This window comes from Hydrogenophaga sp., assembly GCF_050250835.1.
Taxonomy (GTDB): Bacteria; Pseudomonadota; Gammaproteobacteria; order Burkholderiales; family Burkholderiaceae_C; genus Hydrogenophaga.
Window position 1 is genome coordinate 39,895 of record NZ_JBFWNX010000016.1, and the last position, 25,930, is coordinate 65,824.

A 25,930-nucleotide genomic window follows, 5' to 3' on the forward strand; every position below is an offset into this window, starting at 1 on the left:
CCCGGGTGGCGATCCCCCAGACTTTCATACAGGAACTGCTCAACCGTGTCGACGTGGTCGACGTGGTGGGTCGCTACGTGCAGCTCAAGAAGGGCGGCGCCAACCTCATGGGGCTGTGCCCGTTCCATGGCGAGAAGTCACCGTCTTTCAGCGTCAGCCCGACCAAGCAGTTCTATCACTGCTTCGGTTGCGGCGCCAATGGCAATGCCATCGGTTTCCTGATGGAACACGCGGGCATGAGTTTCATCGAGGCTGTGAAAGACCTGGCCCAGCAGGCTGGCCTGCAGGTGCCAGAGGACGAAGCCTCGCCGCAAGATCGCGAGCGCGCCGCCCAACAGCGCCAAAAGCAGGCCACGCTGACCGACGTGCTGGAAAAGGCCGCCCAAGCCTACGCCAGGCAGCTCAAGGTGTCGCCCCGCGCGGTGGACTACCTCAAGGGCCGGGGCCTGTCGGGACAAGTCGCCAAGGCGTTCGGCCTGGGTTACGCGCCAGAAGGCTGGCGCTCGCTGGCCAGCGTGTTCCCCGACTACCAGGACGCGCTGCTGGTGGAATCGGGCATGGTGATCGAGCACGAGGACGAGAAAGGCGCCGACGGGCAGACGAAGCGGTACGACCGTTTTCGCGACCGCATCATGTTCCCGATCCGAAACGTCAAAGGCGAGTGCATCGGTTTTGGTGGGCGCGTGCTCGACAAGGGCGAACCCAAATACCTCAACTCTCCTGAAACCCCGGTGTTCAGCAAGGGCCGCGAACTCTATGGCCTGTTCGAAGGCCGCACCGCCATTCGCGTGGCGGGTTACGCGCTCGTGACCGAGGGCTACATGGACGTGGTGGCGCTGGCCCAGCTCGGCTTTGCCAACGCGGTGGCCACGCTGGGCACCGCCTGCACGCCGGACCACGTGCAGAAGCTGTTCCGCTTCACCGATTCGGTGGTCTTCAGCTTCGATGGCGATGGCGCGGGACGCCGTGCCGCGCGCAAGGCGCTCGACGCTGCCCTGCCGCTGGCCACCGACACGCGCAGTGTGAAGTTTCTTTTCCTGCCCGCCGAGCACGACCCGGACAGCTTCATTCGCGCCAATGGCGAATCCGCCTTTGCGCAGTGCGTGAAGGAAGCCGTGCCGCTGTCGCGTTTCCTGATCGAGGCCGCCAGTGCCGACTGCGACCTGTCCACCGCCGAAGGCCGCGCCCGAATGGCCAGCCAGGCGCGCCCCCTCTGGAGCGCACTTCCCGACGGCGCACTCAAACGCCAGCTGATCGGCGAGCTGGCCGACGGCATTGCGCTGGACAGTCAGGATCTGATGCAGCTCTGGCAGCAGGGTGGCCCGTCCCGGGGACAGGCGCGCAGCCCGCAGCGTGAGGCGCCCACCGGGAATTCAGGTCGCGTCAGCGACACCCTGTCACCTCGGCGCAAGCTGTCGCCCCCCTCCACAGCTCGGCGGGCCCCCGGGCACCGGCGGGGGGTAACCAGCCGGGGAGACCGTGCGGTGGGCCTGCTGCTGGCCAACCCGCTGGCATGGGACAGCCTGTCGGCAGATGATCACACCCTGCTGGCACACCTTGAGGCTCCCCACGGTCCCGTGATCACCTGGCTCGAAGGGCAACTTCATGAACACGGTCCGCAGCCCTGGGCCGCGTTGCGCGAAGCCTTGCGAGGCCATGAGCACGAGGTGTTTGCCTGCGCGCAGGCCGAGCAGGTGGTCATGCCCACCGAGCCCGAGGCAGACACCCAGGAACTGCAGGAACTGCAGGAGGTCATGACGCGGCTGCGCATCGAGCACCTCAAGGCCATGGAAAGCGAGGCCATTGCCCTTTCCGCGCAGGACCCAGGGCAGCTCGACCGGTACCGCGAGATCCAGGCGCTTCGCAAGGCGCTCGAGCACAAAATCAGCAACCCGGCGGTATAATCCAGGGTTTTGCACCGCAAGCGCGACAGCAGCACCTCCGGCATCGGCCCGGCCCCAGGCAACGGGGCTACATGGACACCCTCCTGGCCACCTCAGTGACCCAACCGGTCCTGACGGAACCCCGCAAGGACTGCACACCAAATGTTCGCCCTCACAGCTTGCAGGCCCGCTCCTTCCGGCAAGGGGCAGGTGATGTGCCCGACAAAACCACCGGGGTGACCGCGCAGCGCGGCCTTCAGCGTTTTTGTGTGATCTGCCGGTTCCAGTTCGACATTTTTTTGAGGTCCTCATGCCCGCGAAGAAATCCAGTACGCCCGTCGTGTCCAGCACCAAAACCGCCAAGAAGGCCAGCCCGCGCGCGGCCGCTCCGGCTTCGCCCCCCAAGAAAGCCCCTGCTGTGACCCAGAAGACCCCCGCCAAGGCCGCTGCCAAGACTGCGCCCGCCAAGAAATCTGCCGCCAAGGCCGACCCGATCGACGAAACCACTGCGAAGAAAAAGGCCGGCCGCCCCGCCAAGGCCGAGGTCGCCGAAAAACCGGCGGCCAAGCGCGGCCGCAAGCCCAAGGCCGACGCCAAGGGCAAAGGCAAGGCCGATGCCGATCTGGACGATGCCGACCTGAGCGACATCGAAGACGATCTGACCGGCGAGGTCGAAGCCGAGGTGGTCGACACCTCCGTGCAGGCGACCGAGAAGGTCAAGCCCCTGCGCATGAAGATCAGCAAGGCGAAAGAGCGCGCGCTGATGAAGGAATTCGGCCTGGATGAAACCATCCTGTCCGAAGAAGAAGCGCGCAACCGCCGCGAACGCCTCAAGACCCTGATCAAGCTGGGCAAGACGCGCGGCTACCTCACGCACGGCGAGATCAACGACCACCTGCCCGACAAGCTGGTGGAAGCCGAGACGCTGGAAGTGGTGGTTTCGTTGCTCAACGACATGGGTGTGGCCGTCTATGAACAGACACCTGACGCCGAAACCCTGCTGCTGAACAACACCGGCCCCACCGCCGCCACCGAGGAGGAGGCCGAAGAAGAAGCCGAAGCCGCCCTCTCCACTGTGGACAGCGAGTTCGGCCGCACCACCGACCCGGTGCGGATGTACATGCGCGAGATGGGCACGGTGGAACTGCTCACCCGCGAAGGCGAGATCGAGATCGCCAAACGAATCGAGGGCGGCCTGAACGACATGATGGCCGCCATCAGCGAAAGTCCTGCCACCATCGCCGAGATCCTCGTCATGGCCGAGGACATTCGCGAAGGCAAGGTCGTCATCTCCACCGTGGTCGATGGGTTCGCGGACGCCGACGAGGCTGACGACTACGTGGCTGAGGAAGACTTCGACGACTACGACGAAGCCGACGACGACGACGGCAAGGGTGGTTCCAAGGCACTGACTCGAAAGCTGGAAGAACTCAAGCGCGAGGCACTCACGCGCTTTGACACCATGCGCACGCTGTTCGAAAAGCTGCACAAGACCTACGACAAGGAAGGTTACGGCACCCCCGCCTACCTCAAGACGCAAAACGCCATCACCGAGACGCTGATGTCGATTCGCTTCACCGCCAAGGCGATCGAGAAACTGTGCAGCACCATGCGCAATCAGGTGGATGAAGTGCGCAAGAAGGAACGCGAGCTGCGCCGCATCATTGTGGACAAGTGCGGCATGCCGCAGGAGAAGTTCATCGCCGAATTCCCCGCCAACCTGCTCAACCTGAAGTGGGTGGAGAAGCAGGCCGCCGCCGGCAAACCCTGGAGCGTGGTGATGGAACGCAACATCCCGCCCATTCAGGAACTGCAGCAGGGCCTGATGAACATTCAGAGCAGCGTGGTCGTGCCGCTGGCGCACCTGAAGGACATCAACAAGCGGATGAACCAGGGCGAGTCGACCTCGCGCGATGCCAAGAAGGAAATGATCGAGGCCAACCTGCGCCTGGTGATCTCGATTGCGAAGAAGTACACCAACCGCGGCCTGCAGTTCCTCGATCTGATCCAGGAAGGCAACATCGGCCTGATGAAGGCAGTGGACAAATTCGAGTATCGCCGGGGTTACAAATTCTCGACCTACGCGACCTGGTGGATCCGACAGGCCATCACCCGCTCCATCGCCGATCAGGCGCGCACCATCCGCATCCCGGTGCACATGATCGAGACGATCAACAAGATGAACCGCATCAGCCGCCAGCACTTGCAGGAGTTCGGCTTTGAGCCCGATGCGTCCATCCTGGCCGAGAAGATGGAGATGCCTGAGGACAAGATCCGCAAGATCATGAAGATCGCGAAAGAGCCGATCTCGATGGAAACGCCCATCGGCGACGACGACGATTCGCACCTCGGTGATTTCATCGAGGACCAGGCCAACACCGCACCCATCGAGGCTGCGATGCAGGCGGGCCTGCGTGAGGTGGTCAAGGAGATCCTCGACAGCCTCACGCCGCGTGAAGCCAAGGTGCTGCGCATGCGTTTCGGCATCGAGATGTCCACCGACCACACGCTGGAAGAAGTGGGCAAGCAGTTCGACGTGACGCGTGAGCGCATTCGTCAGATCGAGAGCAAGGCCGTGCGCAAGCTCAAGCATCCGAGCCGTTCGGACAAGCTGCGCAGCTTCATCGACACGCTGTAAGCGGCTTGCAGCGGGTTCAACGCACCCCGAGCATCCAGCCTTCAAGCTCAGCCACGTCGCGCTCCATGGGCGTGAGTGGCGGCGCAAAGCAGGCTTGCAGCGCGCCGCGGGCGGCCATGTCGGCCATCCAGCGCGCGGTGGCGTAGGCGTCGTGCTCGTCCGGTTCTCGCTGCTCGCGTGGATAGCGGCGGCGAAAGATGGAAGGGTGGACCTCGACCATCACCGACTTGCCTTCAGGCACCTGCCAGCCGTCGAATGGCCAGAAATGCAGCCGGTCGCCGACCTCGTCGCGCAGCCATTTCAGCCAGGGTATGCCTGCATGCGCGGCCTTGGCAGCCACGCCCTGCGCATCGAACAGGCACACGCTGCGGGCCGCTGAGGTCCAGCGCTCCGTCAGCCGAAGAGCCTCGCCCGACGCGTCTGGTGGCGCCGCCACCCAGGCGCTGTTTCGCTGACGCATCAGGCGGCGCCTCACGGCGTCCACGACCGTGCCATCCTCGTGCGTGGGCCAATGCGTCACGAAGTCGTTGAGGAAGGCAGGCCAGGCGTCCAGACGGTGGCGCCCGAAATGGGCCACCGGAAGCGAGAAACCGTGGTCGATGCCCGCGAGAAAGCGAGTGCCTCCAAGGACTTCGTCCCGCAACCTTTCGGCCACTTCTCGACGACTCCAGTTGACGTCGGTCTCGGCAGCCTGGCTCCCGCAGTTCCATCGTTCGAAACTTCGTTCGCCTGGCCTCGCTGCAAAAACCTGGAGGCCCTTCAAACGCGTCAGTGCCGTCTGTGCTCCCGAATAGCCAATGCCGATGTAACACTCGAACATAGGCCAGCCTTTACTCGACCGAGCCCACGCCGAGGAGCGATTGCAGTCGCTGCCCTGCGGCCTGCCGCTCGCCCGGTTCGCCCACGCGGAGGGCATCGAACAGCGCCAGCATTTCGTGCAACCGCACGTCTTGCATGGCCGCAAACGGAACACCCGGATGCAGTGGCTCGATACCCTGGCCTTGCCACGGACCCTGCGGATGAGGCCAGACCCAGGCACCCTCACCCTTCGGCAGCCAGCGGGCCGCTTCGGGGCAACTGCGCCCGGTGGGCACACCTGGCGAGTTGGGCAGTCGCTGGGCGGGAAAGGCAAACCGCGCGCCATGCACCGCAAACTCGGTGAGGTTGGCGCGGTGCACGCGCGCAGGGTTGTCGTCCATCAGCGGCGATGCTTCGTTGGCCACGTTGCGGGCCACCCTTTCGCGGCTCGGCCTGCGCGGCCGTGCGCGCACCCGGTACAACGCCGCAGGCTCCTCCAGCACGCCACCCGTTGAGGCCGGCGCCGGCCAGACCGGGTTGTTTTCCAGCAGGCCAGCCTGGAGGCCACGTTTCACGGCAGCGTGCGCTTCCGAGGCGCTCAGCCCGAGTTCGTGAGCCATGCGGGCATAGGTCCATCGCTCGCCTCCCCACGCCACGAGCTTGAACGCCACCACGAAGTCTTGCGGTTTGAGTTGCATTTGAATTCTGTATTCTTGAATTGCGAATACAGAATTTAACCAGAAAACGCCCGCGTTGCAACCCCCCTGGTCGCCCAGCGGGCGAACATTCAACGCTCGGGCAACGTCACCGTCACGGCCAATCCTGGCTGCGCATTGCGCACCGCGAATGTGCCGCCGTGAGCCTGGGCCACCAGGCGGCACAGATACAGGCCCAGCCCCACGCCACCCGTGCTGCGGGTGCGGGCGGTGTCGGGGCGAAAGAAGGGTTGGGCCAGGTGTTGCAACTGCTCTTCAGGCACACCGGGGCCATGGTCGCGCACCTCGATCTGAACGCCATGGCCTTGCGTGGGTTCGGGGCGAATGTGCAGTTCCACCGGCTGGGTTGCACCGGCGTTGTGGCGCACGGCGTTGTCCAGCAGGTTGCGCAAGAGCAGCCGAACACGAATGCGGTCCAGCGGCAGCGTGGGCAGGCCCGGCGAGGCGAGCAGTTGAATGGTGCGAGCGGCCGATTGGGTCAGAGCCAGTTCTTCGATCACCTCCCTGGCGAGCGCGACCGCATCGGTGGGCTCGCGGTGCAGCGCCTTGTGGCGTCCGGCCAGGCGCTCGCTCTCCAGCAGATCGCTGATGAGTCGGGCCATTTCGGCCAGATCGCGAAGCAAGGCCTCGCGTTGCGCAGCGGTTTCCTCGGTCTCGGGGAGCAGTTCGGTGTTGAGGCGCGCGCGAGTGAGCGGGCTGCGCAGTTCATGGCTGATCGCCAGCAACAGCGCTCTCTGGGCTTCAAGCATCTGCTGGATGTCCTGGCCCATGGTGTTGATGGTGGTGGCGAGCTGCCCGAGCTCGTCGGGCCGCTGAGGTCGGCGCACCGGTATCGGCTCGCCGAATTCGCCCGCACCGAAACGCTGCGCACCTTGGCGGATGTCGTCCAGCGGCCGCAACAGGCGGCGTACGTACAGGTAGGCCAGCAACGTGAGCAGCAGCAACACACTCAAGGTGAAGCCGATCAGCTTGGGGCGGCGCTCGAACACGGCGTCGTTCAGACCAAACTCGATGCGGTGGCCATCGGCAGTGGTTCGAAGCAGCAGTCGATCCCAGTCTTGGTCATCGCCCCAACCGGGGCCGTCGCCATCGGCGCTGCTTGGTCGGTCCCGTTTCCAGTGCGGCCTGATCTGCTCGGGATGCGAACGCCAATTGACCCGCGGCCCCTGGATGACCAGGGTGAGAGGCAGGCGCTGCGTGAGCGCCTGGGCACGCTCCACGCTGGGAGCGCCATCGACGCTGACTTCAGCAGCAAGGCGGTCCACGTAGTCCATGAGCAAGGGGCGCGCTGCCTCGCGCCAGCCGACCGAAAACGCTTTCTGCGCACCACTGATGAAGGTGAACGCCATGCCCAGGGCCAGCAGCAGGAATACCAGCACCAGGCGCAGCCTGAGCGAACGGCGCAATGCGGTGAAGGCGCTGCGGTACCAGGGGGCAGCGGGGGTGAGCTTCATGCCTGTCGGCGCAAGGCCAGCGAATAGCCGGCATTGCGCAGGGTCTTGATGCAGTCCAGCGGTTCGAGTTTTTTGCGCAGGCGGCTCACCACAATGTCGACGGCACGGGTGTACAGGTCGGCGTCATGTCCACGCAACTGGTTGAGGATGTCATCGCGGCTGATCACGCGGCCACTCTCGCGAGCGAGCAGGTGGAGCAGCTCGAACTCGGTGCCGGTAAGCTCCACCGCCTCGCCCTGGCGCATCACGCTGCGGCGCGCGGGGTCGATGCTGAGTCCCTCGAAGGTCAACACACCGGGCGAAGGCGCCACTGCCGCCGGGCCGTTCTGCCCATGGCGCCGGCGCAGCACGGTCTGGATGCGCGCCACCAGCTCGCGCGGCTCGAAGGGCTTGGGCAGGTAGTCGTCGGCGCCAAGTTCGAGACCGACCACACGGTCCATCACATCGCCGCGCGCAGTGAGCATGACGATGGGGATGTCGCTTTCCTTGCGGATGGTGCGGCAGAGTTCGAAGCCATCCATTTCGGGCAGCATCACGTCCAGGATGGCGACCTCGAAAGAACCGGCGCGCAAGCGCGCCAGCCCTTCGCTGGGGCGCAGCGCGTGGGTCAGCGCCAGCTCGAAGCGCTGGAAATAGGTCGCCAGGGGGGCTCCGAGCTGTTCGTCGTCGTCAATCAGCAAGACACGGTGCATGCGGCATTCTCACTCATATCACTGCCTGCGGAGCTGCCGCGCTGAGAGCCCGGTGGCGAAGGATGAGGCGGCGAAGGCGCTGCTGGGCCCGCGTGTCAAGGCCATCGAAGCGGTCGGCGGCCGCAAGGATGGCTGGCAGCGAGTGAATCGCCTCGGCGGGTCGTCTTCGCGAAAAGCGGGCCCACAGGCCCAGCGCGTGTTCGCGATCGAAGCGCGGTCCCCAGACCAGCGCCAGCAACTCGTCGTGCGGGTCGTCCACCTCGGCCAGCAGCGCAAAACCATGTTCGCGCAGAGGCTGACCGATGGACTGCAATGCCGGTGACATCGCCGCGCCTCGCGTTCAGCCGCGACCGAACCAGCCCTTGCGCTGCGCCATGCGCTCGCGCACTTCGGCCTGCTGTGTCGGATTGAGGCTGTCGTAGAAGTCGGCCAGAGCGTTGATCACCTCTGGGCTGCTGACCTGAAGCACGCGGGTCTTCTCGTCCAGCAGGTTCAGCGCACGGGCACGGTCGAACTTCTCGGCCGCCACCAGCGAACGCAACTCGGCGCGCGGGTCGGTGGTCTGCCCGATGAAGGCCGTGCGCTGGGCCTGAAGCTTGTCGGCCAGCACATTGAGCTTTTGTTGCTGCGCGGCGTCAAGGTCAAGCTTGCTGGTGATGCGTTCGATCACCTTGCCACGCACCTCGGCCATCTTCTCGGCGCTCATGGGACCGCGTTCGTGATGACCGCGCGTGCCGCAGGCGGCCAGGCCGCCCACAGCGATGGAGATGCCGGTGAAGGCCATGAGGGTGCGTTTGATCCAGGGTTTCATGACGGGGTCCTTTGCGAAGGGCTGTTGAACATGTCCGTCATGGTGCCGACCGGATGGCTACTTCGGGTCTCGGCGTGGTTTCGGTTTTTTTCGTTTTGTATCAGCCCCCGCTGCGCGCACCCGCACCAGGTAGTCGATCACGTGCGCCCCCAGGCGCTCGGCCACCATGCGCGCAATGTGCGGCAATGCGCGCCCGGCGCTCACTGCCACCGCCACCGTCTGCGGTTGTGCGCTCTTGTCCTTGAGCGGCACAAAGCACAACTGGCCGGCCAATATTTCCGGCCCGGCGTCCAGCTCGGAGGTGAGCGCGACGTGGCTGCCGCTGCGCACCAGGCTCTTGACCAGTTGCAGCGAGTTCGTCACCAGCGGCGGGCGAGCCTCCTGCAGCAGCCAGTTGTGGCGCTTCTCCAGGTAGCGGCGAATGGCAAGCACCTTGCTTTGCGCTGCCAGCGGCCAGCCTGCCACGTCCTTGAAGGTCACCTGCGCCTGCGATGCCAGCGGATGCCCGGGGGCCACCACGCAGCCCAGCGGCAGATCGGCAGTGGCCACGATGTGCAGCTCGCGAGCGGGCCTGAGGTTGAAGGCCACCGCCAGGTCCACCTCGCCTGCGCGCAGGCGCTGCACAGCCTCGTCGGTGCTCACGATGTCCACCTCCAGCACGATGCCGGGATGCTCCTTCGCCACCGCTAGCACGAATTCGGGCAGCAAGCCGTTCACATGGCTGTCCATGGCCGCCAGCCGCAGGTGCCCCTGGCTCACGCCCTGCAGGTGCTTGATGTCGGAGAGCGTGCGGTTGAGATCGGCTTTCCAGCGCTGCGAGAGCGCCAGCAGCAATTCACCCGCAGCCGTCAGGCGCATGCCGCGCGGCTGACGCTCGAACAGGGGCAGTCCCAGGTCTTCTTCGAGCAGCAGGATGTGACGGTCAATCGCCGAGGCCGAGATCGACACTTCGCGCGCTGCGGCCTGCACCGAACCCAGCTGGGCCACGGCGGCCACATAGCGCAGCGCCTTGGGATGAAGCAGTTGACTGAGGTTGCTCATGCATGCTGAAAATCAGAACGGAACATGACCAATTATGCGATGGACAGCAATGCAACGGCGTCGCAAACTGCGCTCAACATGAACTCGCCAGCCTCAACGTCGATCACATGGGAAGCCTTTCAGGCCCTGGACGAAACCGCGTTCCGCGCCCTGCTCGGCCCGGTGGTGGAGCACTCGCCCTGGGTGGCCCAGCGGGCCTGGTCGGCACACCCGTTTGCCGACCACGAACAGCTGTACCGCGCGATGGCGGGCGTGATCCTGGCCGCAAGCGAGGGGGAACAGCGGGCCCTGTTGTGCAGCCACCCCGAACTCGCCGGCCGGGAAGCCCGGGCAGGCACCATGACCGCGGATTCGCAGAGCGAACAGGGCCGCCTGGGCCTGCTCGCCCTGGATGCCCCGACGGTTCAGCGGATCGAAACGCTCAACTCGCAGTACCGCGAGCGCTTCGGCTTTCCTTTTATCGCAGCGCTGCGCCTGCACGCGACGCTGGCCTCGGTGTTGCAGGACTTCGACGAACGACTGCGACACGACGGCGCAGCCGAACGCAGCGAGGCACTGCGGCAGGTCTGCGAGGTCATGCGCGGACGGCTGAACCAGGCCGTGTCACCCCCATTGCCATCCGTTTCTCCCGCCGCCCCACCCGCCGTCTCCACCCTTTCAGGAAGCTCCTCATGAAAACCCCACGCCGTCTCTTTCTGGCCACCGGCGCGCTGCTGTGCCTGGCGCTGTCGCAAGCCCACGCGCAGGCCTGGCCCCAGAAGCCGATCAAGATCATCGTCACCTTTGCGCCGGGCGGTTCTTCGGACATCGTGGCGCGCCTGCTGCAGCCCGGTCTGCAGGAAAAGCTGGGCCAGGTCGTGATCGTGGAAAACAAGCCCGGCGCGGGCAGCACGATTGGCGCCAACGAGGTCGCGCGCGCCGCTGCGGACGGTTACACCCTGCTGTTGTCGAACACCGCGCCCATCAGCATTTCACCCTTCATGATGGACAAGGCGCCGTACGACCCGGTGAAAAGTTTCACCCACGTGGCCTACATTGGCTCGGTGCCCAATGTGTTCGTGGTGCACCCCTCCGTGCCCGCCAAGACCATGCCCGAGCTGGTGAAATGGATCAACGCGCAGGCCAGGCCGGTGAACTACGGCTCGGGCGGCGTCGGCTCCATCGGTCACATCGTGGGTGAGATGTTCAAGCAGCAGTACAAGCTGAACATGGAGCATGTGCCGTACAAGGGCTCCTCGCCCATGCACAACGATCTGCTGGGTGGCACCCTGCAGTTCGCCGTGGACACGCTCACCCAGAACGTGCCCTACATGAAGGACGGCAAGCTCACCGGCATCGCCGTCACTTCCCGAACGCGCGCTGCCATGTCGCCCACCGTACCCAGCGTGGTGGAAGCGGGGTATCCCAAACTGGTGGCCGACAATTTCCTGGGTGTTTCCGCGCCGGCGGGTACACCGAAAGACGTGGTGGACAAGATCAACAAAGCGGTGAATGACGTGGTGGCGCAACCCGATGTGGCCAAACGCCTGGCCGACCTGGGCGTGGCGCCGGATTCCATGAGCGCAACGGAATTCACGAAGTTCGTCACCGACCAGGTCAATGAGTGGGCACCCGCCGTCAAGGCGTCGGGCGCACGCCTGAATTGAGCGACATGAGCGGCGGCATATCCATCCATTGCGTGGACGTGGCCAGCGGCCGGCTGGCGCAGGGGCTCGGCGTGGAAGTGCAGCGCCTGGGCTCCGATGGACGACCTCAGGGCGAACTGCTGGCCGATGGGCGGGTGGGGAGCAACGGCTTGCTGCAGCACCCGGCCCTCATGAGCGAGGCCATCACCGCCGGCGGCTACGAGGTGCGCTTTGCCGTGGGCGACTTCTACCGGCGCCTGGGCCTGGCCGCCACCGGACCGGTGTTCCTGGAAGTGGTGCCCTACCGTTTCCACATTGCCGACCCGGTGCAGCACTACCACTTGCCGTTCAAGTTCACGGCCTGGGGCTTCTCGCTGTTTCGCGGAGGCGCCTGACGATCAGTACACCTCGGTGTCGACTTCGCGGTTCGCCTGGTCGTTGTAGCGGTTGCCGCTCACCGTTTGCTGGTTGATGAGTGCCCCGAGCTTCACCATCGTCGCGGTGTCCAGCTTCACGTCGGCCGCCCCGAGGTTGTCGCGCAGATGGTCCTCTCGCGCCGTGCCTGGAATGGGCAGGATGTCGTTGCCTTTGTGCAGCAGCCAGGCAATGGCGAGCTGGGCCGGCGTGCAACCCACTTCGCGCGCCACGGCCTCGTAGGGCCCAAGCAGCTTGAGGTTGGACGCGTAGTGCTCGGGAGAGAAGCGCGGCATGGTGCGGCGGATGTCCTTGGGGTCGAGTGCGGCCAGATCCAGCGGGCCGCACAGGAAACCGCGCGCCACCGGGCTGAACGCCACGAAACTCACACCGAGTTCGCGGCACGCCTGGAGCACGGCGATCTCGGGGTTGCGCGTCCAAAGCGAATACTCGGTCTGCACCGCGGCGACGGGATGCACCGCGTGCGCCTTGCGCAAGGTGACCGCCGACACCTCGGAAAGGCCAATGGCCTGGATCTTGCCCGCGCGGACCAGGTCGCTCAGGGCGCCCACGCTGTCCTCGATCGGCACCTGCTTGTCCCAGCGGTGCAGGTAGTAGAGGTCGATCACGTCGGTCTTCAGCCGCTTGAGCGCGGCCTCGCACGTGGCGCGGATCGTCTCGGGCCGCCCGTCGATCACACGCACCAGTTTGCCGTCGCCGGCCACATCCACGCCCTGCATGCCGCACTTGCTGGCCAGCGTGAACTGGCTGCGGTGTTTCGAGAGGGCTTTGCCCACCGCGGTCTCACTGGCGCCAAAGCCATAGAGCGCGGCGGTGTCGAAGTGGGTCACTCCCTGGTCCAGAGCCGAGAGCAGCAACCGCTCGGCCTGATCGGCCGGAATCGGTGCGCCATAGGCGTGGCAGATGTTCATGCAGCCCAGGCCGATGGCCGAGACTTTGAAGGGGCCGAGTTGGCGCTGCTGCATGGCGTTCAACCGTTCGCGTTCAGTTGCTGCTCCAGCTTGTGCAGGACCTCGTAACAGGCGAACACCTTGGCGACGCTGGAATTGGGCTCGCGGCCCTCTTTGATGGCGGCAAAGAACTCGCGGTCCTGAAGCTCGATGCCGTTCATGCTCACCGCCACCTTGGACACGTCGATCTTTTCCTCCTTGCCGTTGAACAGGTCGTCGTAGCGCGCAATGTAGGTCGCGGTATCGCCGATGTAGCGGAAGAAGGTGCCGAGCGGGCCGTCGTTGTTGAAGCTCAGGCTGAGGGTACAGATCGCGCCATTGGCGGCCTTGAGCTGGATGCTCATGTCCATGGCGATGCCCAGCGTCGGATGGATCGGCCCCTGAACGGCATTGGCCTGCACGATCGGGCTGCCGCACTGGTAAGCGAACAGGTCCACGGTGTGTGCTGCGTGGTGCCACAGCAGGTGGTCGGTCCAGCTGCGGGCCTGGCCCAGCGCGTTGGTGTTGGTGCGACGGAAGAAATACGTCTGCACGTCCATCTGCTGGATGTTGAACTGGCCTGTTTCGATCTGCTGACGGACGAACTGGTGGCTGGGGTTGAAGCGGCGCGTGTGTCCGCACATGGCCACGAGCCCGGTCTTCTTCTGCAATGCCACCACGTCCTGCGCGCCCTTGAGGCTGTCGGCCAACGGAATCTCCACCTGCACGTGCTTGCCGGCGTTGAGGCAGGCGATCGTCTGCTCGGCATGCATCTGCGTGGGCGTGCACAGGATCACCGCGTCCAGTTCCTTGAGCGCAAGCGAGTCGGCAAGATCGGTGGTGACGTGACCGATGCCGTATTTGCTGGCCACTTCCCGGGTCTTGTCGAGTTCACGGCCGATGACCGAGATCACCTCCACGCCGTCGATGTTCTTGATGCCGTCCAGGTGCTTGACGCCGAAGGCGCCCGCGCCCGCGAGGGCGACTTTGATGGTTTTGCTCATTTCGGTTCTCCGGTGATGTCCGATCGCCCTGAGCCTGTCGAAGGGCTCGCCAGCGTGGTGATGTTCCGATCGTCCTGAGCTTGTCGAAGGACAGGCTCAGGACGATCGGGGGTTAAACGTTCTCGAGAATCAAGTGGCCCACGGCCGTGTTGCTCGCTGGCACATGGTAGAAGCGATGCGCCACCCTGGGTGGCTTGCCACCCGCCACATCGGCCATGGCACCGCGTGCAATGAGCCACATCACGAGTTCGATGCCTTCGCTCCCCGCCTCGCGCACGTAGTCGATGTGCGGAATCCGGGCAGCGGCGTCGGGGTCGCTGACAAGCTGATCCAGGAACGCGTTGTCGAACGCCTGATTGATGAGCCCCGCGCGTGGCCCCTGCAGCTGGTGGCTCATGCCTCCAGTGCCCCAGATCTGCACGTTGAGGTCTTCGTCGTAGGCCTCCACCGCCTTGCGGATCGCCTTGCCCAGGTTGTAGCAGCGCTGACCACTGGGCACGGGATACTGCACCACATTGACTGCGAACGGGATCACCGGACAGGGCCAGGCTTGTGGCTGACCGCACATCAGCGAGAGTGGAACCGTCAGGCCATGGTCCACATCCATCTTGTTGACGATGGTGAGGTCGAAGTCCTGCTGGATCACAGACTGCGCGATGTGCGACGCGAGATCGGGGTGCCCCATGACCTTGGGTACGGGTCGCGGTCCCCAGCCTTCGTCGGCAGGCTGGAATTCGGCGGCCGTCCCAATGGCGAAGGTGGGGATCATGTCCAGGCTGAAAGCCGTGGCGTGATCGTTGAAGACGAGGAAGATCACGTCGGGCTTGTTCGCCTTCATCCATTGCTTGGAGAAGTCGTAGCCAGCGAAGACCGGCTGCCAGTAGGGCTCCTGCGTCTTGCCCAGGTCGAGCGCAGCGCCGATGGCCGGCACGTGAGAGGTGTAGACGGATGCGGTGATGCGTGCCATGTTCAGTTCACTTTCTTTCCGGCGGAGCCCTGCGGCTGGCGGTGCGCCTGCGCATCGCCGTCCTCGCCCACCACGCGGTTGCCATTGGCCGAACGGCCACCGGCGATCATCATGTTGCGGTACTCTTCTTCGGTCATGCCGGTCATCGAACCCGCCATCTGCTGGAAGCTCTTGCCGTCGGTGGCGCCGATCTTGGCCAGGAAGTAAATGTTGCCGCCCAGGCGGATGCACCAGTTCAGGTCTCGCGCGAGCACGGCCTGCTTCTGCTCTTCTGTCATCGCCCACTGGTCAAGGTAGGCGCGTTCGTCGGCTTTGAACTTCTCGCGGTTTTCGGCCTTCATGAGGCTCATGCAGAACTGGTTGAGCCAGTAGCCCTTGCGGCTTTGTTCGGCGTCGAAGATGGTCGTGCCGGGCACGTCCAGATAAGGTTTTTCCAATGCCATCGGGTTCTCCAGTGATCCGTTCGAGCTGAGCTTGTCGAAGCCTTCGACAAGCTCAGGCGGAACGGGGGTTGTTTTCCTCGGGCCAGTACAGGCGCATCGGATTGGTCACCAGCAGCTTCTGCTGAAGCTCAGGCGTCTTCGCGATGTGCGGGATGAAATCAACCAGCAGGCCATCGTCGGGCATGTGGTCTTTCAAGTTGGGGTGTGGCCAGTCGGTGCCCCAGAGCACGCGATCTGGGAACTCCTCGACCACCTTGCGCGCGAAGGGAATCACATCGGTGTAGGCGTTCTGCTCGCCGTTCAGCGCTTTCGGACCGGTCACGCTCAGGCGCTCGGGGCAGCTCACCTTGCTCCACACGTTGGGGTGCTGGCGCATGAACTTGAGGAACAGCTCGAACTCCGGCCCGTCCACCGGCTTGTTCACATCGGGTCGGCCCATGTGGTCCACCACCACCGTGGTCGGAAGCGCTGTGAAGAAGTCCCACAGCTCGGGCAGGTCCACCGCCTCGAAGTAGATGACGACGTGCCAGCCCAGCTTGTGGATGCGCGCAGCGATCTCCATCAATTCTTCCTTGGGCGTGAAGTCCACCAGGCGCTTGACGAAGTTGAAGCGCACCCCGCGCACACCGGCAGCGTGCAGTGCCTGCAGTTCTTGGTCGGTCACACTGCGCTTGACGGTGGCCACTCCACGCGCCTTGCCGTTGGAGTGCACCAGTGCGTCGACCAGTGCGCGGTTGTCGGCGCCATGGCAGGTGGCCTGCACCACCACGTTGCGCGTGAAACCCAGGTGGTCGCGCAGCGCGAAGAGCTGATGCTTGCTGGCGTCGCAAGGCGTGTACTTGCGCTCGGGCGCATAGGGAAATTCGGAGCCTGGGCCGAACACGTGGCAATGCGCGTCCACGCTGCCGGCCGGCACCTGGAAACGGGGCTTGCTCGGGCCGGTGTACCAGTCGAGCCAGCCAGGGGTCTTCTCGAATTTCATTCTTTGGTAGCTCCAGTTGCTCCGTTCGCCCTGAGCTTGTCGAAGGGCAGGCTCAGCTCGAACGGATGGTTGTTCTTCCGATCGTCCTGAGCTTGTCGAAGGGCAGGCTCAGCCGGAACAGGAATTGGATCAGTCGATGTATTTCAATCCAGCGGCCGCCAGCGGCTCTCGCATCTTGTACATGTCCAGCCCCAGCACGCCGCTGGCCAGCTTGGCGCGTTTCTCGCCTTCGAAGCTTTCACGCTTCTGCGCGGCTTCCAGCGTGGCGGCGGCGCGCGCGGCGGGCACGCACACCACGCCGTCGTCGTCGGCCACGATCACATCGCCGGGCGTGACCAGCATGCCGGCACACACGATGGGAATGTTCACCGAACCCAGCGTGGCCTTGATGGTGCCCTTGCTCGAGATGGCCTTGCTCCAAACCGGGAAGTTCATCTTCTGCAGTTCCTTGACGTCGCGCACGCCGCCGTCGATCACCAGGGCACGCGCACCGCGCGCCTGGAACGAGGTGGCCAGCAAGTCGCCAAAGAAACCGTCGGTGCATTCGGCGGTGACCGCGGCCACCACGATGTCGCCCGGCTGAATCTGCTCGGCCGCCACATGCATCATCCAGTTGTCGCCAGGCTGCAGCAGCACGGTGACGGCGGTGCCGCTAACCTGCTGGCCCGGATAGATCGGACGCATGTAAGGCTTGAGCAGACCCACGCGGCCCATGGCCTCGTGCACCGTGGCCGAGCCGAGCGCGGCCAGGCCGTCGGCGGCTGCGCGGTCGGCGCGGTTGATGTTGCGGTAGACAACGCCGAGTTCGTACATGTCAGATTCCTTTGGCTTTCAGGCGCGCATCGAGGCGCGGGAACACGCGGCGCACGTTGCCTTCATAGATCTGGTGCTTGTCGTCCGCACTCAGGATCTTCGAGGCTTCGATGTAGCGTCTGGTGTCGTCGTAGTAGTGGCCGGTGGTGGGGTCGATGCCGCGCACGGCACCAATCATCTCGCTGGCGAACAGCACGTTCTTCACCGGGATCACGGTATTGAGCAGGTCGATGCCAGGCTGGTGGTAGACGCAGGTGTCGAAGAAGATGTTGTTCATCACGTGATCGTCGAGCAACGGCTTTTTCATCTCCTGCGCCAGGCCCCGGAACCGCCCCCAGTGGTAGGGCACCGCGCCGCCGCCGTGCGGAATGAGGAACTTCAGCGTGGGGAAATCCTTGAACAGATCGCCCTGGATGCACTGCATGAAGGCGGTGGTGTCGGCGTTCAGGTAGTGCGCGCCGGTGGTGTGGAAGCAGGCGTTGCAGCTGGTGCTGACGTGAATCATGGCGGGCAGGTCGTGCTCCACCATCTTTTCGTAGATCGGGTACCAGTGCCGGTCGGTCAGCGGCGGGCTGTTCCAGTGACCGCCAGAAGGATCGGGGTTGAGGTTGATGCCGACAGCGCCATATTCCTTGACGCACTTCTCCAGCTCGGAAATGCAGGTCTTCGGGTCGACACCGGGCGACTGCGGCAGCATGGCCACGGGCACGAAGTTCTCGGGGAACAGGGTGGAGACGCGGTAGCAGAGTTCGTTGCAGATGGCGGCCCAGGTGCTGGAGACGCTGAAGTCGCCGATGTGGTGCGCCATGAAACTTGCGCGCGGCGAGAACAGCGTGAGGTCGCTGCCGCGCTCTTTCATCAGCTTGAGCTGGTTGGTCTCGATGGACTCGCGCAGTTCGTCGTCGCTGATCTTCAGGTCCGCCACTCTGGGCGCGCTGGCGGGGTCTTTGATGCCGGCGATCTGCTGGTTGCGCCAGTTCTCCAGTGCTTTGGGGGCCGTGGTGTAGTGACCGTGGCAATCAATGATGAGGCTCATGGGTGCTCCTGATGGATGTGTCAGCGCGCGGGTTCCATGCCCTGGCGCCGCTTGGCTTCGTCGGCGGCGGGCGAGACCATGAAGTCGAGCAGCGCCTGGACCTCATCGGCCCGGGCGGTGCCCACGGGAATGCCGGCTGAAAACGTGGTGACGATCTGGATGGCCGGTGGCAGCGCGCCAGCGACGGTGATGCCCTCGACGTGCAGCAGTTCGCTGAGCTGCTGGAATCCCAGCGCCACCTCGCCGCGCGCCACCAGCGTGCCTACCGGCACGCCCGGCGGCGCCTGCACCATGCGGCTGGCGATCTGATCGGCGATGCCCCAGCGCTCAAACAGCCGGGCCAATGCAACGCCGCTGGGGCCGGTGGAGCAGCTCAGGCTGCGAGCGGCCAGCACAGCGGCTCGAACCGATTCTTCCGAGGACAGGTCGGGCAGCGGATCGCCACTGCGCACCGCCACCGCCACGCCCGAACGCACGAGATCGACCCGGCTGCCTGCGCGCAGGTGTCCGGCGGCGATCAGCTTGTCGATCGCGTCCGAGGCCAGCACCACGAGGTCAAAGGCCTCACCGGCCTGCACCCGCCTGGCGGCATCCACCCCCCCGACCGACTCGATGGTGATCGGACCCTTCGAGCGCTGGCCATAGCCAGCCACCAGCTCGGCCAGCACCTGCCGGGTGGCCATGGACGAAATACCTTGGATGGGGAGGGACATGGCAAGAACTCTCGTAGCGACCGGCCATTGTGAACCGGCTAAGGTCACAAAAAAAGCCATTGCCGGGCTAGCAGCTAGAACAAATGAACATAACTATGATCCACTCAAACCGCCAACACGACATCCCATGGATCTCAAGCAACTCGAGTACTTCGTTCGCGTGGCCGAACTGGGCAGCTTCACGCGCGCAGCGATGGCTCTGCACGTGGCGCAACCAGCCCTGTCCCGGCAGGTGCGCCTGCTGGAAGTGGAGTTGCGCCAGAACCTGCTGGTGCGCAATGGCCGCGGCGCGGTGCCCACCGAGGCTGGCAAGCTGTTGCTGGCGCACGGCCGGGGCATCCTGCACCAGGTGGAGCGCGCACGCGAGGAGCTGGGCCGGGTGCGAGGTGCCCTGGCCGGGCGTGTGGCCATCGGTCTGCCGCCCAGTCTGGCCCGGGTGCTGGCGGTGCCGCTCACCCGCGCCTTCCGACATCAACTGCCGCAGGCCAGCCTGTCGATCACCGAAGGCCTGTCGGTGACCATGCAGGAGTGGCTGGTCACCGGTCGCCTGGACATTGCGGTGCTCTACAACGCACAGCCGGCGCCAGAGCTGGACATCCACCCGCTGTATGACGAGGACCTGATGCTGGTGGAGCCGCGCCCTCCCGGCCTGCCGGAGGACCCGCCGCCGCCGCCCGTTCCCCTGCGCGAGGTGGCCGCGCTTGCGCTGGTCATTCCCAGCCGACCCAACGCTGTCCGCATGCATGTGGAGGCCGAAATGGCCAACATCGGCTGTCGCCCCCGGGTGGCGCTGGAGATCGACGGGGTTTCAGCCATCCTGGATCTGGTGGCCGACGGCGCGGGCGCCGCCCTGCTCTCGCGCAACGCGGTGGCCAGCTCGATCCGGCCCTCGGCCTACCGCATGCGCCAGGTGACCGAGCCACCCTTGCGCACCCGCCTGTGCCTGGGCGTGAGCTCGCAGCGCCCGGCCACGCTGACGCAGAAGACCACCCTGGAACTCATCCGTCACACGCTGGAGAAGCTCAACACGCGCTGAACCGGCCGGCGGACAGCATGTTCCAGGTCACTGCTTCGGAATGCCTGCGCGCTCGATGACGCGGCTCCACCGCTGGATGTCGCTGGCCAACAGCGCCGACGCTTGCTCGGGCGTGGATGAGCGCGGGTCGATGTTGAGTTCGCGCAGCTTCTTCTGCACCTCGGCGTCTGCCAGGGAGGCGGCAATTTCGCGCTGAAGGCGGTCGATCACGGCTCGCGGCGTTTTCGCGGGCGCGGCCAGCGCGTTCCAGGACGATGCGATGAATCCGTTCACGCCGGCTTCCAGCGCAGTGGGCACCTCGGGCAGCACCAGGGATCGACGCTCGCCAGCCACCGCCAGCGCCTTGAGGGCTCCACCGCGAATCTGCGTGAGCACCGGCGCCAGAATCTCCACACCGACATCGACCTGACGCCCTCGCAGCGCACCGATGAGATTGGGTGTGCCGTTGAAGGGCACGATCTGGGCGTCGATGTCGGCGGTGCTCTTGAACAGCTCGGCAGCCAGATGCTGCGTGCTGCCGATGTTGATGCTGCCGATGTTGAGCTTGCCCGGGTTGGCGCGGGCAAATGCCAGCAGCTCGGCAAAGGTCTTGAAGGGCGCGTCGGGGTGCGCGACCACCGCGATATCGAAAAAACCCAGTGTCGAGATCGGGATGAAATCGCGAACGGTGTCGAAAGGCAGCGACTTGAACAGGCTGGCCGTGACCGCCGTGCCATTGGACATGAGAAACAGGCTGTACCCGTCCGGCTCGGCTCGAGCCACGCTCTCGGCGGCCACCACGCCACCCGCGCCGGGGCGGTTCTCGATCACCACCGTCTGGCCCAGGCGTTCGGCGAGCTTTGCGGCGACGATGCGCGCCGTGAGGTCGCCCACGCCGCCGGCCGAAAACGGCACCACGATGCGCAGGCCACGCACAGGGAACGGCACCTGGGCCAGGACGGTCCGGGTGCCGGCCACCAGCATCCCGGAAAAAAGGGCCGCGCCCAGCAGATCGCGCCGATGCAGGTTCATAGACGAAGGACGAAGAGCGTGATGGAAGGGAACGCCACGAGGATGGCGGTGCGAACCATGTCGCTTGCCACGAAGGGCAGGACGGCGCGGTAGGTCTGGGTGATGGGCACATCCTTGGCCATCGAATTGATGACAAACAGGTTCATGCCCACAGGTGGCGTGATCAAACCGACCTCCACCACGATCAAGACCAGAATGCCGAACCAGATGGCGAACTCCTCCGGCGACAGCCCGAAGTCCAGCACCGTGACGATGGGAAAGAACACCGGGATGGTGAGCAGGATCATGGAAAGTGAATCCATGAAACAGCCCAGCAGGATGTAGAGCACCAGTATGGCCACCAGCACCAGCCAGGGATTGAGCCCCGATCCGGCAACCATCTGTGCCGCCTCCTGCGGCAGCTGGGAAAGTGCGAGGAAGGTGTTGTACAGGCCAGCACCCAGCACGATCATGAAGATCATGCCGGTGGCAATGGCCGTGCCCATGATGGCGCCCATCAGGGTCTTGCGATTGAGGCCACCACCCATCCAGGCGGCGATCCCGGTACCGAAAGCACCCACAGCCGCGCCTTCGGTGGGCGTGAACAAGCCGGTGTAGATGCCACCCACGACGACCACAAAGATCGTCAGCACCGGCCACACCTTCACGGTCGCGACCCAGCGGTCCTTCATGGGCATGGGCGGCATGCTGCCGACGTCCTGCGGCTTGAGACGGGCGTAGACCGCAATCACGACCATGTAGCCCAGGGCGGCCAGAAGGCCTGGCACGAACGCGGCCAGGAACAGCTTGGCGATGTTCTGCTCGGTGAGGATGGCGTAGATCACCAGCACCACCGAGGGCGGAATCAGGATGCCCAGCGTGCCGCCGGCGGCCAGCGTGGCCGTGGAGATGCCACCGGCGTAGCCGGCCCGCTTCAGTTCGGGGAGGGCGACCTGGCCCATGGTGGCGGCGGTAGCCAGCGATGAGCCGCAGATGGCCCCGAAACCTGCACACGCGCCAACGGCGGCCATCGCCACACCACCCTTGCGGTGTCCGATCCAGGCCTCTGCGGCCTTGAAGAGCGCTTGCGACAGGCCTCCCAGCGCCGCGAACTGCCCCATCAGCAGGAACAAGGGAATCACCGACAGGTTGTAGTTCGAGAAGGTGCTGTAGCTGATCTGCTTGAGCTGGTTGAGGATGGGGTCTGCGCTGCCATAGATGACCCATGCCCCGCCGAGTCCACACACCAGCATCGCCAGGCCAATGGGGACGCGGATGAAAATCAGCAGCAGCATGATCGGGAACGACCAGGCCGCGAGTTCGATGCCGGACATCAGTGGCCTCCTTCGTTGGCTGCGACGTTCCAGCCTGCAGGCTCGGAAGCCAGTCCCAGTTCCGTCAACGTCTTGGCCAGGTAGCTCAGGCAGCCAATCACGGCACCGACCAGGCACAGGGCATAGGCCCACCAGATCGGCATCAGGAGAATGAATGTGGTCTCCAGGTACTCTTTCTTCTCCAGCATGCCTTCCCAGAGCTTCCATGTGAGCAAAAGCCAGAGCCCCAGCATGAGGAAGTCACTGGCCAGGACGACGGTTTTGCGCGCCCAGGCGGGCATGTGCATGTACAGCAGGTCCACCGTGGCATGGCCACCGCGCAGGTAGCACCATGGCAGGAAGAAGAAAACGGCAATGGCCGTGCCCACCTCGACGAGCTCGAAGTCTCCCGGCACAGGACCAAGACCCACGCCGATCAGGGCCCGGCCAGAGACGCTGGCCACGATCATCAGGGTGAGGGCGACCAGCACCAGGCCTCCTGTGACGGCGGACCACCAGGCCAGCCTGTAAACGAATCCAATCATTTCGCGTTCTTTCCAGAAAAACATCCAAGCATCGAATTGTCCATGATCGCTCACGCCTGCAGGCCGCAAAGCAAATGGCCGCCTTCTTCAGGAAGGCGGCCACCTGTTGCCTGGGGCCTGTTCACGCCACTTTTCCACCTGGAAAAATCGCGTGCACAGGCCCCAGTGCGATCAGCGTGCGTATTTTGCGATCAAGGCACGTGCTTCCGATACAAGTTTTGCACCGTCAATATTCTTGCCCTTCATTTCGTTGATCCAGTCGGTCTCCACCGTCGCGGCGGTGCGGCGCCAGCGCTGCGTCTCGGCGGCATCGAGCGCCACGATGTTGTTGCCGGCCTTTTCTGCAATGGCACGGCCCGCCTTGTCGCCCTCGTCCATGGCACGCCCGAACATCGCGGCGGTCTCGACGCCTGAGTTGGCGTCGATCACCTTTTTCAGATCGGCCGGCAGCTTGTCATAGGCACCCTTGTTCATCGAGAACGCAAAGGTCTGGGTGTACAGGCCCTGCTTGCCGGCGAACGTGGTGTGGTTCTTCACCAGTTCGCTCACCTTGAGGGCAGGCGTCACCTCCCAGGGAATCGTCGTGCCATCAATGACGCCCTTGGAAAGTGCCTCGGTCACCGCAGGCACCGGCATGCCCACAGGTGTGGCACCCAGCTTGGTGAGCATGTTGTTGATGACGCGCGAGCCACCCCGGATTTTCATGCCACGCAGGCTCTCCAGTCCTGTGACGGGCGTCTTGGTGTGGAACAGCCCAGGCCCGTGGGTATGCACCGCGATCAGCTTCACGTCCTTGAATTCATCGGCGGCGTATTTCTCCACGTATTCCTGGAACGCACGCGAAGACTCTTCAGCAGATCCACTCATGAATGGCAGCTCGAAGACCTCTGACTTGTTGAAGCGGCCAGGGGTGTAGCCCAGCACGGTCCAGGTGAAATCCACCACACCGTCTCGCGCCTGGTCGAACAACTGTGGAGGTGCACCGCCGAGCTGCATGGCATGAAACAGCTGCACCTTGATCCTGCCTCCGGATTCCGCTTCGACCTTCTGCGCCCAGGGGGTCAGTGCGCGCGCAGGAATGGTGGCCTGGGGCGGCAGCATCTGGTGCAGCCGCAGTGTGACCACCTGCTGGGCGGTGGCCTGTCCGGCCAGACCCGCGAGGGCGGCAGCGCTCAGCGCCAACAAGGTTCTGCGGCGATGGAAAATGCTCATGTGTGTCTCCAGTTCCTGATGGATGCTCCGGCTCGTGGGCGTGTGGGCGCGCCCCGATCCGGATGACTTGAAGAACGCCATGCCCACACGATGCCAGTTCAAGTGCACTCGGCGCGCCACGCGGTGTCGAGGGTGACGCGACCCACCACCCTGGACACGCAGGCGCAGATGCGCTTGTTCTCCCGCTTTTCGCGCTCGCTCAGGAACACGTCGCGGTGATCAATCTCGCCCTCGAGCGAGAGCACGTCCATGGCGCAAAGGCCACACTCGCCGCGCCTGCAATCGCTCATGACCTCGATGCCGGCAGCCTCCAGCACGTCCAGCAGAGGCTGGTCGGGCGGCACTTCAAGCCGGGCGGCGTGGCGCGGCAATTCCACGCGAAAACTCGCGCTGTGCAGGCGGCCGCCGCTGCCAAACGTCTCGAAACGCAAACTGGGCAAGGGCCGGCCTGCGGCCAGCCAGCGCGAACGCACCTCATCCAGCAGGCTTGCCGGACCACAGACATAGGCTTGGGCGCCCAGGGCCAGGGCGTCGATCTCGCCCGCCAGATCCAGTCGTTCGCCTCTGGACGACACGCAGGTGACCAGGCTCTCGCCCAGCAGTTCGCGCAAGGTCTCGCCATAGGCCAGCTCGCTGTCGCTGCGCGCGGCGTACAGCAGCCGCACGCGGTGCCCGGCGCGGGCCAGCGCCTGCGCCATGGACACCATGGGCGTGATGCCGATACCGCCAGCCACCAGCAAGGAGGCTGGCGCAGCAAATCCCAGCGGGAAATGGTTCTGCGGTGTGCCGGCCTCGATGGCATCGCCCACCGCCAGCTGCCACATGGCGCGCGAGCCCCCCAGGCCATCGTCGAGCCGCTTGACCGCGATACGGTAGCCCACCGCTTCCTCAGGCGCACCCACCAGAGAGTACTGGCGCGTGAACTCGCGCCCCTCGGCCTGCAGACGCAGCGGAAGATGCGCCCCGGGCGCCCAGCGCTCGGCTGCTCCCTCGACAGGCGCGATGACGAATTCGCGCACGGTGGGCGTGAGGTCGCGCAATTCGGCCACGCGTGCGGGATGCCAGGTGAGTGTGCTTTTCATCGTCTGCGAATGAGTTTGATGGCCGGCATGGCGCCAGGCGCATGCACTCGGGCCGGGCCATTGAGAACGTCGCGCAGGTTGCGCTGCGCCAGGCGCGAGTGCTCGCGCATGATGGCCTCGGCGCGCGCGCCTTCGCGCTGCTCGATGGCTTCAAGCACTTGCCGGTGTTGATCCTGTGCCACCACGAGCATGTCGCGCGCGCGGCTCGAGTGCGCCTGCACCACCACGAAACCCGAAGGCGAGGCAAACGGCAGGCTCAGCACCTTTTCCAGCTGGCGCGTGATGGTCGGGCTGTCGGCCATCTCCCAGACCAGACTGTGGAACCGACTGTTGAGCGCCACATAGGCGGAGAACCCCTCATCGTCGAGTGCCGGCGCCGCCAGCACGGTGTCGATGCGGTCAAGGCACTGGCGCGCCTCGGCCAGCACCACGCCCGGTGCTCCGCGCTCGGCCGCCAGTCGCGCAAGCAGCCCTTCGAGCGTGCCGCGCAGCTCGATCGCATCGGCGATGTCGCGCTCGGAAAAGGTTTGCACCACGTAGCCGCCATTGGGCAGCGTCTGCAACAGACCCTCTTGCTCCAGCCGCATCAACGCGGCGCGGATCGGCGTGCGCGAGACGCCCAGGCGTTCGACGATGGCGAGTTCGGCAATGCGCGAGCCACCCGGCAGCTCGCCCGACAGGATGAGTTCGCGCAACTGCAGGAGCGCGCGCACCTGGGCGCTTTCGGTGCCAGCGGTTTCGTTGACGGGCATGGACACGGCCATTTGCGACA

General features: G+C 64.9%; 27 protein-coding genes. 6 read left to right on the forward strand and 21 right to left on the reverse strand.

The window, feature by feature from the left end; translation table 11 throughout:
- Positions 1 to 5: 5 nt before the first annotated feature.
- Positions 6 to 1,904, forward strand: coding sequence for a DNA primase (gene dnaG, locus AB7F11_RS17660; protein WP_428289620.1), 1,899 nt, complete (start codon positions 6 to 8; stop codon positions 1,902 to 1,904).
- 289 nt (positions 1,905 to 2,193) lie between these two features.
- On the forward strand, positions 2,194 to 4,521 hold the full coding sequence (gene rpoD / locus AB7F11_RS17665; RefSeq protein ID WP_428289619.1) for an RNA polymerase sigma factor RpoD: 2,328 nt from the start codon (positions 2,194 to 2,196) through the stop codon (positions 4,519 to 4,521).
- A 16-nt stretch (positions 4,522 to 4,537) separates the two neighbouring features.
- On the opposite strand, the gene AB7F11_RS17670 is transcribed toward rpoD, so the two are convergent.
- From AB7F11_RS17670 to AB7F11_RS17700, 7 genes are all read right to left on the reverse strand, one after another.
- The gene (locus AB7F11_RS17670; protein ID WP_428300162.1) at positions 4,538 to 5,176 is read right to left on the reverse strand and encodes a hypothetical protein; all 639 of its coding nucleotides are present in this window, start codon (positions 5,174 to 5,176) and stop codon (positions 4,538 to 4,540) included.
- Positions 5,177 to 5,351: 175 nt separating this feature from the next.
- Positions 5,352 to 6,017 carry a hypothetical protein gene (locus tag AB7F11_RS17675; RefSeq protein WP_428289617.1) on the reverse strand — a complete coding sequence of 222 codons (666 nt, stop codon included), beginning with the start codon at positions 6,015 to 6,017 and terminating at the stop codon, positions 5,352 to 5,354.
- 89 nt (positions 6,018 to 6,106) lie between these two features.
- On the reverse strand, positions 6,107 to 7,489 hold the full coding sequence (locus tag AB7F11_RS17680; RefSeq protein WP_428289616.1) for a HAMP domain-containing sensor histidine kinase: 1,383 nt from the start codon (positions 7,487 to 7,489) through the stop codon (positions 6,107 to 6,109).
- A complete protein-coding gene (locus AB7F11_RS17685) occupies positions 7,486 to 8,181 on the reverse strand; it encodes a response regulator transcription factor (RefSeq protein WP_428289615.1) in 696 nt (231 codons plus the stop codon). The genes AB7F11_RS17680 and AB7F11_RS17685 overlap by 4 nt, the downstream gene beginning before the upstream one ends.
- 13 nt (positions 8,182 to 8,194) lie before the next feature.
- Complete coding sequence (locus AB7F11_RS17690; RefSeq protein ID WP_428289614.1) at positions 8,195 to 8,506, reverse strand: hypothetical protein; 312 nt, start codon at positions 8,504 to 8,506, stop codon at positions 8,195 to 8,197.
- Between the two features lie 15 nt (positions 8,507 to 8,521).
- Positions 8,522 to 8,992: a Spy/CpxP family protein refolding chaperone gene (locus AB7F11_RS17695; protein ID WP_428289613.1), complete on the reverse strand. Its 471-nt coding sequence runs from the start codon at positions 8,990 to 8,992 to the stop codon at positions 8,522 to 8,524.
- A gap of 57 nt (positions 8,993 to 9,049) precedes the next feature.
- Positions 9,050 to 10,033: a LysR family transcriptional regulator gene (locus tag AB7F11_RS17700; protein ID WP_428289612.1), complete on the reverse strand. Its 984-nt coding sequence runs from the start codon at positions 10,031 to 10,033 to the stop codon at positions 9,050 to 9,052.
- A gap of 24 nt (positions 10,034 to 10,057) precedes the next feature.
- On the opposite strand from AB7F11_RS17700, the gene uraD reads away from it, so the two are divergent.
- The 3 genes from uraD to AB7F11_RS17715 are packed head-to-tail and all read left to right on the forward strand — an operon-like array spanning position 10,058 to position 12,053.
- A complete protein-coding gene (gene uraD / locus AB7F11_RS17705; protein ID WP_428289611.1) occupies positions 10,058 to 10,708 on the forward strand; it encodes a 2-oxo-4-hydroxy-4-carboxy-5-ureidoimidazoline decarboxylase in 651 nt (216 codons plus the stop codon).
- Positions 10,705 to 11,679 (forward strand): Bug family tripartite tricarboxylate transporter substrate binding protein, encoded by a 975-nt coding sequence (locus AB7F11_RS17710; protein ID WP_428289610.1) that lies wholly within the window; start codon positions 10,705 to 10,707, stop codon positions 11,677 to 11,679. Before uraD ends, AB7F11_RS17710 begins: the two co-directional genes overlap by 4 nt.
- A 5-nt stretch (positions 11,680 to 11,684) precedes the next feature.
- The gene (locus AB7F11_RS17715; protein WP_428289609.1) at positions 11,685 to 12,053 is read left to right on the forward strand and encodes a hydroxyisourate hydrolase; all 369 of its coding nucleotides are present in this window, start codon (positions 11,685 to 11,687) and stop codon (positions 12,051 to 12,053) included.
- A gap of 3 nt (positions 12,054 to 12,056) precedes the next feature.
- Here the strand turns inward: AB7F11_RS17715 and AB7F11_RS17720 are convergent, their stop codons facing one another.
- The 8 genes from AB7F11_RS17720 to AB7F11_RS17755 all read right to left on the reverse strand — a co-directional run bounded on the left by AB7F11_RS17720 (position 12,057) and on the right by AB7F11_RS17755 (position 18,980).
- Positions 12,057 to 13,058: an aldo/keto reductase gene (locus AB7F11_RS17720; protein WP_428289608.1), complete on the reverse strand. Its 1,002-nt coding sequence runs from the start codon at positions 13,056 to 13,058 to the stop codon at positions 12,057 to 12,059.
- A gap of 5 nt (positions 13,059 to 13,063) precedes the next feature.
- Positions 13,064 to 14,026 carry a Gfo/Idh/MocA family oxidoreductase gene (locus tag AB7F11_RS17725; RefSeq protein WP_428289607.1) on the reverse strand — a complete coding sequence of 321 codons (963 nt, stop codon included), beginning with the start codon at positions 14,024 to 14,026 and terminating at the stop codon, positions 13,064 to 13,066.
- Between the two features lie 112 nt (positions 14,027 to 14,138).
- Positions 14,139 to 14,993: a class III extradiol dioxygenase subunit beta gene (locus tag AB7F11_RS17730; RefSeq protein ID WP_428289606.1), complete on the reverse strand. Its 855-nt coding sequence runs from the start codon at positions 14,991 to 14,993 to the stop codon at positions 14,139 to 14,141.
- Positions 14,994 to 14,995: 2 nt separating this feature from the next.
- Positions 14,996 to 15,436 carry a protocatechuate 4,5-dioxygenase subunit alpha gene (ligA, locus tag AB7F11_RS17735; protein WP_428289605.1) on the reverse strand — a complete coding sequence of 147 codons (441 nt, stop codon included), beginning with the start codon at positions 15,434 to 15,436 and terminating at the stop codon, positions 14,996 to 14,998.
- A gap of 52 nt (positions 15,437 to 15,488) precedes the next feature.
- Positions 15,489 to 16,418, reverse strand: a complete 930-nt coding sequence (locus tag AB7F11_RS17740) for an amidohydrolase family protein (RefSeq protein WP_428289604.1) — start codon at positions 16,416 to 16,418, stop codon at positions 15,489 to 15,491.
- Between the two features lie 129 nt (positions 16,419 to 16,547).
- The gene (gene ligK / locus AB7F11_RS17745; protein ID WP_428289603.1) at positions 16,548 to 17,231 is read right to left on the reverse strand and encodes a 4-carboxy-4-hydroxy-2-oxoadipate aldolase/oxaloacetate decarboxylase; all 684 of its coding nucleotides are present in this window, start codon (positions 17,229 to 17,231) and stop codon (positions 16,548 to 16,550) included.
- Between the two features lies 1 nt (position 17,232).
- Complete coding sequence (locus AB7F11_RS17750; RefSeq protein ID WP_428289602.1) at positions 17,233 to 18,267, reverse strand: amidohydrolase family protein; 1,035 nt, start codon at positions 18,265 to 18,267, stop codon at positions 17,233 to 17,235.
- A 20-nt stretch (positions 18,268 to 18,287) separates the two neighbouring features.
- Positions 18,288 to 18,980 carry a substrate-binding domain-containing protein gene (locus AB7F11_RS17755; protein ID WP_428289601.1) on the reverse strand — a complete coding sequence of 231 codons (693 nt, stop codon included), beginning with the start codon at positions 18,978 to 18,980 and terminating at the stop codon, positions 18,288 to 18,290.
- Between the two features lie 127 nt (positions 18,981 to 19,107).
- On the opposite strand from AB7F11_RS17755, the gene AB7F11_RS17760 reads away from it, so the two are divergent.
- Positions 19,108 to 20,016: a LysR substrate-binding domain-containing protein gene (locus AB7F11_RS17760; protein WP_428289600.1), complete on the forward strand. Its 909-nt coding sequence runs from the start codon at positions 19,108 to 19,110 to the stop codon at positions 20,014 to 20,016.
- Positions 20,017 to 20,043: 27 nt separating this feature from the next.
- On the opposite strand, the gene AB7F11_RS17765 is transcribed toward AB7F11_RS17760, so the two are convergent.
- From AB7F11_RS17765 to AB7F11_RS17790, 6 genes are all read right to left on the reverse strand, one after another.
- Positions 20,044 to 21,027, reverse strand: a complete 984-nt coding sequence (locus AB7F11_RS17765) for a Bug family tripartite tricarboxylate transporter substrate binding protein (protein WP_428289599.1) — start codon at positions 21,025 to 21,027, stop codon at positions 20,044 to 20,046.
- Entirely contained in the window at positions 21,024 to 22,340 is a 1,317-nt protein-coding gene (locus tag AB7F11_RS17770; protein WP_428300163.1) for a TRAP transporter large permease, read from the reverse strand. Before AB7F11_RS17770 ends, AB7F11_RS17765 begins: the two co-directional genes overlap by 4 nt.
- On the reverse strand, positions 22,340 to 22,864 hold the full coding sequence (locus AB7F11_RS17775; protein WP_428289597.1) for a TRAP transporter small permease: 525 nt from the start codon (positions 22,862 to 22,864) through the stop codon (positions 22,340 to 22,342). The genes AB7F11_RS17770 and AB7F11_RS17775 overlap by 1 nt, the downstream gene beginning before the upstream one ends.
- Positions 22,865 to 23,035: 171 nt before the next feature.
- The gene (locus AB7F11_RS17780; RefSeq protein WP_428289596.1) at positions 23,036 to 24,076 is read right to left on the reverse strand and encodes a TRAP transporter substrate-binding protein; all 1,041 of its coding nucleotides are present in this window, start codon (positions 24,074 to 24,076) and stop codon (positions 23,036 to 23,038) included.
- Between the two features lie 98 nt (positions 24,077 to 24,174).
- Complete coding sequence (locus tag AB7F11_RS17785) at positions 24,175 to 25,158, reverse strand: PDR/VanB family oxidoreductase (RefSeq protein ID WP_428289595.1); 984 nt, start codon at positions 25,156 to 25,158, stop codon at positions 24,175 to 24,177.
- Positions 25,155 to 25,922, reverse strand: coding sequence for a GntR family transcriptional regulator (locus AB7F11_RS17790; RefSeq protein WP_428300796.1), 768 nt, complete (start codon positions 25,920 to 25,922; stop codon positions 25,155 to 25,157). Before AB7F11_RS17790 ends, AB7F11_RS17785 begins: the two co-directional genes overlap by 4 nt.
- Positions 25,923 to 25,930: the final 8 nt, after the last annotated feature.

Excerpts from the sequence above, each read along its gene's own strand:
- AB7F11_RS17695 (WP_428289613.1), bottom strand. The coding sequence starts at position 8,992 with ATGAAACCCTGGATCAAACGCACCCTCATGGCCTTCACCGGCATCTCC.
- AB7F11_RS17710 (WP_428289610.1), top strand. The coding sequence starts at position 10,705 with ATGAAAACCCCACGCCGTCTCTTTCTGGCCACCGGCGCGCTGCTGTGC.
- AB7F11_RS17765 (WP_428289599.1), bottom strand. The coding sequence starts at position 21,027 with ATGAACCTGCATCGGCGCGATCTGCTGGGCGCGGCCCTTTTTTCCGGG.
- rpoD (WP_428289619.1), top strand. The coding sequence starts at position 2,194 with ATGCCCGCGAAGAAATCCAGTACGCCCGTCGTGTCCAGCACCAAAACC.
- AB7F11_RS17690 (WP_428289614.1), bottom strand. The coding sequence starts at position 8,506 with ATGTCACCGGCATTGCAGTCCATCGGTCAGCCTCTGCGCGAACATGGT.
- AB7F11_RS17755 (WP_428289601.1), bottom strand. The coding sequence starts at position 18,980 with ATGTCCCTCCCCATCCAAGGTATTTCGTCCATGGCCACCCGGCAGGTG.
- AB7F11_RS17715 (WP_428289609.1), top strand. The coding sequence starts at position 11,685 with ATGAGCGGCGGCATATCCATCCATTGCGTGGACGTGGCCAGCGGCCGG.
- AB7F11_RS17675 (WP_428289617.1), bottom strand. The coding sequence starts at position 6,017 with ATGCAACTCAAACCGCAAGACTTCGTGGTGGCGTTCAAGCTCGTGGCG.
- AB7F11_RS17785 (WP_428289595.1), bottom strand. The coding sequence starts at position 25,158 with ATGAAAAGCACACTCACCTGGCATCCCGCACGCGTGGCCGAATTGCGC.
- AB7F11_RS17760 (WP_428289600.1), top strand. The coding sequence starts at position 19,108 with ATGGATCTCAAGCAACTCGAGTACTTCGTTCGCGTGGCCGAACTGGGC.
- AB7F11_RS17750 (WP_428289602.1), bottom strand. The coding sequence starts at position 18,267 with ATGAGCCTCATCATTGATTGCCACGGTCACTACACCACGGCCCCCAAA.
- uraD (WP_428289611.1), top strand. The coding sequence starts at position 10,058 with ATGACCAATTATGCGATGGACAGCAATGCAACGGCGTCGCAAACTGCG.
- ligK (WP_428289603.1), bottom strand. The coding sequence starts at position 17,231 with ATGTACGAACTCGGCGTTGTCTACCGCAACATCAACCGCGCCGACCGC.
- AB7F11_RS17780 (WP_428289596.1), bottom strand. The coding sequence starts at position 24,076 with ATGAGCATTTTCCATCGCCGCAGAACCTTGTTGGCGCTGAGCGCTGCC.
- AB7F11_RS17685 (WP_428289615.1), bottom strand. The coding sequence starts at position 8,181 with ATGCACCGTGTCTTGCTGATTGACGACGACGAACAGCTCGGAGCCCCC.
- AB7F11_RS17790 (WP_428300796.1), bottom strand. The coding sequence starts at position 25,922 with ATGGCCGTGTCCATGCCCGTCAACGAAACCGCTGGCACCGAAAGCGCC.
- ligA (WP_428289605.1), bottom strand. The coding sequence starts at position 15,436 with ATGGCATTGGAAAAACCTTATCTGGACGTGCCCGGCACGACCATCTTC.
- AB7F11_RS17730 (WP_428289606.1), bottom strand. The coding sequence starts at position 14,993 with ATGGCACGCATCACCGCATCCGTCTACACCTCTCACGTGCCGGCCATC.
- AB7F11_RS17740 (WP_428289604.1), bottom strand. The coding sequence starts at position 16,418 with ATGAAATTCGAGAAGACCCCTGGCTGGCTCGACTGGTACACCGGCCCG.
- AB7F11_RS17720 (WP_428289608.1), bottom strand. The coding sequence starts at position 13,058 with ATGCAGCAGCGCCAACTCGGCCCCTTCAAAGTCTCGGCCATCGGCCTG.
- AB7F11_RS17775 (WP_428289597.1), bottom strand. The coding sequence starts at position 22,864 with ATGATTGGATTCGTTTACAGGCTGGCCTGGTGGTCCGCCGTCACAGGA.
- AB7F11_RS17680 (WP_428289616.1), bottom strand. The coding sequence starts at position 7,489 with ATGAAGCTCACCCCCGCTGCCCCCTGGTACCGCAGCGCCTTCACCGCA.
- AB7F11_RS17725 (WP_428289607.1), bottom strand. The coding sequence starts at position 14,026 with ATGAGCAAAACCATCAAAGTCGCCCTCGCGGGCGCGGGCGCCTTCGGC.
- AB7F11_RS17700 (WP_428289612.1), bottom strand. The coding sequence starts at position 10,033 with ATGAGCAACCTCAGTCAACTGCTTCATCCCAAGGCGCTGCGCTATGTG.
- AB7F11_RS17770 (WP_428300163.1), bottom strand. The coding sequence starts at position 22,340 with ATGTCCGGCATCGAACTCGCGGCCTGGTCGTTCCCGATCATGCTGCTG.